The sequence below is a fragment of the Burkholderia sp. E168m23 genome, from assembly GCF_016586125.1.
In the GTDB taxonomy this organism is placed as follows: Bacteria; Pseudomonadota; Gammaproteobacteria; order Burkholderiales; family Burkholderiaceae; genus Burkholderia; species Burkholderia orbicola.
The window spans coordinates 1-4,748 of record NZ_BCPP01000560.1 but is presented as its reverse complement, the minus strand read 5'-3'; the positions used below and the strand labels follow the sequence as shown (position 1 = coordinate 4,748).

Genomic DNA, 4,748 nt, shown 5'->3' with positions numbered 1-4,748 from the left:
CCTGCTCGAGCTTGCCGGCCGGCGTGCGCGTGTTCAGCTTCCACAGCGAGCGCGCGAGCTGCATCGTCAGCGTCGAGCCGCCCTGCGGATTGCCGCCGCGCACATAGGTGATCCATGCGCCGCGCAAGAGCCCGTACGGATTGAAACCCGGATGCCACCGGAACCACCGGTCCTCGTGCAGCATCACGGCTTCGACGAGCTGCGGCGACATCCGGTCGAGCGGCACCCACAGCCGGTAGCGGTCGTCCTTCGCGAGCGTCAGGCGCAGCAGCCGGCCCTGCGCGTCGGTCACCGCGACGGACGACGGTTTCCAGTCGCGCAGCGGCGGATGCGGCCACAGCCGGCACGCGGCCAGCGCGCCGAACACGAGCAACGCGCCCCCAAGCCAGTTCTGCCAGCGATGCAGCCAGCGGCCGGCGGAGTGCAGCGCGCGCCGGAGCAGGGATGCGTCAGCCACGCGCGGCCGCTCCCGGCGACGTGCAACGCGAAGGAAACCGCCTCGTCATCGCACACGCTCCACCGTCAGTGCCGTGCCGCCCGGCGCCTGCGCCTGCACGCGGCGGTCGTACATCGATTCGCCGTAGGCCGGCGGCGCAACGAAGCGGCCCGCGTTGCTCGCCTTGATCCGGTAGACGAACTCGCGCACGTCGGTCGTCGCGGTGCCGTAGATCACCACGCGATCCTCGCGGATATCGGCGAACTGCGGCTGCCACGTCGAGCCCTTCACGCCGATCGGCGAATGCCACGGCGCATCGGCCACCGGCGCCGACGCACTGCCGTCGCCGTTGCCGTCCCCCTCCTGCGTATCGGTCGCGGGGGGCGGCGCGATCACCGGATCGAAGCCGCCCGGCAGCAGGTCGACGATCGCGACGTTGCCGACGTTCGCCGAACCGGTCGCACGGATCTTCAGGTGCACGTCGATCTCCTGGCCGAGCGCGATCCTCGCGAGCGGCTTGCCGTCGGTATCCGTGTAGTCGCGCACGATCTCCAGCCCGTTCCTGATCGCCTTCGTCGACGTGCCGCGGTCGTAGCCCGACTGGCTCGCGACCCACCACGCCGGCAACGTGCTGCCGTTCACGAAGTCGACCCGCGACGCGCCGGCCGCCCACGTGCCCGAGCGCACGAGGTTCGCCTGGATCGACGATACGTCCTTCGGCGCGGCGCCCGCGCGCACTTCGTTGATCGCAAGCTGGTCGAGCTGGCCCACGTTCGATGCCGCATACGCGTCGAGCGCGAGAATCGTCATCGCCGACGACAGCGTGTTGTAGCGGTTGTCGACGAGCGGCGCGGCGAGGTTGTCCATCGCGCGCGGCGACAGCTTGCGCACGCGCTCCGGGAAGTGCTTCGCGAGCAGGTACAGCACGCTCGCGTCGCGCGTCAGCGGGTCGATGTAGTAGCCGGTCGAATAGTCGCCGTCGGACGCGCGCTTGCGTTCGAGCAATGCCTGCGGGCCCGCGATCAGCGCGGCGGCTTCCTTGTCCTGCTTGAGCAACTGATACGACGCGGCGAGCCACGCGGCCGCGAGATCATTGCGCCAGTCGTTCGGATAGGCCGCCTGCAACCGCTTCTGCACGGCCGCGAGGCTGTTGGTCGTCACGTTGCCCTGGCGCGTCAGCAGGTACACCGCGTATGCGCGCTGCCGTAGCAGATCGAGCGAGCCGAGCGAGTCGTTCGCGGCGAGCCGCTGCAAGTACGCGTTGCCCGCGTCGAGCATGTCCTTCGGCACCGCGACGCCGCGATCTCGCGCGTCGAGCAGCACGTGCATCGCATACGCGGACACGAACGGATCGGCATCGGGCGTCGCGCTCCACAGGCCGAAGCCGCCCTGCGCGTTCTGCCGGCTGCGCAGCACGCCGACGAACTGCGCGATCGCGCTCGCATTGGCCGCATCGGCGCCGGCCTCGGGCGCATGCATCGCGCTCGTCAGCGCGCGCACCGACAGCCATTTCGCCGCGAACATGCGTGGCACGGCCGCGCTCACCATCTGCTCGCTGCAAGCGTGCTCGAAGTTGACGAGATACGACGACAGCCCTTCGGACAGCACCAGCGGCGCGGTCGAGATACTCGCGTCGCGCGACGCGTATGCGTCGTACATCGACCGCAGGTTCGGCACGCCGGCCTTCTTGCCCGGGTCGAGCCGCGCGATGTCGAGCTGCGTGCGGAACGCGGCGGCCGGCCGCACCGACACGTCGACACGCTGCTGCGCGCCCTTCGCGCCGTAGCGCGCGCCGAACGACAGCGCGCCCGAGCCGAGCGTGTCGGTCACCTTCACGCGGAACAGCGCGACGCCTTCGTGCTGCGGCGCGAGCGCGACGTTCTGCGTCGCCGGCCCGATCACCTGCAACTGCGGGCCCGTCTTCAGCGTGACCGCGACCGGCACCGGCTGGTTGCCGACGCCCGTCAGGTTGTTCGCGACGCCGACGCTGACGTCGGCCTCGTCACCCGGCGCGAGCGTCGTCGGCACGTTCGGCGACAGCACGAAATCGCCGCGCACCGTCGTCGCGCCTTCGAACGTGCCGACCAGATCCGGCGACACCGACACGGCCATCACGCGCAACTTCCCGTTGAAGTAGTCGGGCACCGTGTAGCTCAGCCGCGTGTCGCCGTTCACGTCGACGATCCCCGACCAGTAGACGACCGGCTTGTCGCGCTTGCGCTTGAACGGATTCAGCTGGCGGCCGATCGCGTCGTCGGCGTCGCCGCCGGGCGCGGCCATCGCCATCAGCTTCTCGAAGTCCGGCAGGATCAGGTCGAGGATCTGCGACGTGCCGACTTCGAGCATCCGCTTGCGGAAGAAGAACTTCAGCGGATCGCCGAGCTTGTAGCGCGCGACCTGCAGGATGCCCTCGTCGACCGCGAACACGACGACCTTCGCGGGCTTCGCCGAATGCACGGTGAAGTTGACGGTATCGCCCGGCTTCACGAGCGCCGGCGCGTCGACGCTCACCGCGTTGCGGCGCGCGTCGAGGTTCACCGAGAATGGCACGACGCCGTAGCTCAGCGGGCTCATGAAGATCTCGTCCGACGACGGATCGCGGATGTACTGCACGTTGATGTAGCCGTTGCCTTCGAAGCCGGCCGGCACCGTGATGTGCTGGATAGAACTCGTCGTGTCCGCATGGAACCACGCATGTGCATACACCTTGTCGCGCTCGATCGTGATCAGGCCGCTACCCGCATACGGCGCACGGATCGCGATCTCGACCTGCTCGCCCGGCTTGAAGTCGTGCTTCGCGAGACTCACCTGAAGCTCCGCGTTGCGGTCGAGCGAACGCGTGACGTTCGCGGCGCCCGTGACCGAATACTCGATCCGGTTCACCGCCGCGCCATCCGCGCGGCGGATCACGAGCGCATAGCTGCCCGGTTTGTCGGTGCGCAGCGCGTAGTCGAGCCCGGCTGCGGGAATCGACAGCGGCTTCTCGTCGACCGGCACTTCCTTCAGCCGCGAATCGTACTTGTATGCACCGGAATCCTGCTTGGTCAGCACCGACACGTAACGCTGCTCGACGAGCTGCGCGCGCAGGTCCTTCACGTCGATCGCCTTCGCGCGGGGGTCGATCGCGACGAGCCGCACCGTGCGCGGGCTGCCGCGCTTCACGTAGCCGAGATCGTCGACCGACTTGTAGCCGACGAGCCAGTCGTTGTTCGACACGAGCGTCTGCGCGTTCGCGGCGACGTTGCGCCCGCCTTCCGCTTCGTATGCCTTCGCCTGGAAGTAGAGCTGATAGGTCGCGTCCGCGTACTTGTCGAGATCGAGATCGAACTCGGCATGGCCCTTGTCGTCGGTCGTGCCGTCCTGCAACGTGGTCGTATAGCCCTCCTTCGCGCGGCGTGCGTCGAAGAAGTGATACCCCTGCCAGCTGCGGAACGACGGCCACACGGGACGCAGCGTCAGCGTCGCCGCGACGCGGCGCTTCTCGGCCGGCGTGCCGAACAGGTTCTGCGCATCGACGAGGCCCTTCAGCCCCTTCGGCTTCACCCACCCTTCGACGACCTGCTGCGACAGCTTCGCGTCGACCTTCATCCGGTCGGGCAGGAATTCCTTCACCTGCACCGTCGTGCTGCCGATCGGCTCGGCACCCGGCTGGCCGTCCTTGACGATATACAGGTTGACCGTCCACGTTCCGGTCGGCGCCGTTTCGGCGGTCGTGTAGCCGAGCTCGGTGAAACCCGTCGCGTCGACGGTTACCGGCTTACGCTCGACGGTCATCCCGCGCGGGTCGACGATCTCCGCCTGCAGCGGCACGCCGGCCGGGCTGCGCGCCCAGTTGGCCGCGCGCACGATCAGGCCGATGTGGAACGGATCGCCGGGCCGGTACAGCCCGCGATCCGAGAACAGGTACGCGGACAATTGCCCCTGGCCCGTCGCGTTGCGCTCGCCGTCGACGTCGAAGCGCGAGAAGTCGAGCTGGCGGTCGCGGCCGGCCACCGGCAGGAACGACAGATCGGTGTCCTTCTTCACGACGTACAGCTGCGGACGCTTCTCGCGGTCGAGCCCCTTGAACGCGGGGAAATGCACGACGCCGTCGGTGCTCGTGGTCTGTGTGAACAGCGCCTGGCCGTTCACCGCGAGCACCGATACGGTTGCGCCCGCAACCGGGCGGCCCGTGCGGATCGACTGGATGAATACGTCCTGGCTGCCATCCAGCGCCTTCTTGACCAGCATCCCGAGATCGGTCACGACGATCAGGCGCGTGTCGCCGAGCGCGTTGTCGCCGTCGTCGCCGTTGCCGCTGCTGTCGCCGGAA

Annotated in this window: 2 protein-coding genes; both read right to left on the bottom strand. The window is 68.6% G+C overall.

Annotation, left to right across the window (positions count from 1 at the left end):
* On the bottom strand, positions 1 to 457 hold a 457-nt coding region (locus JMF90_RS24625), incomplete at its 3' end, for a transglycosylase domain-containing protein (RefSeq protein ID WP_201325536.1).
* Between the two features lie 45 nt (positions 458 to 502).
* The coding region (locus tag JMF90_RS24620; protein WP_201325535.1) for an alpha-2-macroglobulin at positions 503 to 4,748 on the bottom strand (4,246 nt) is incomplete at its 5' end.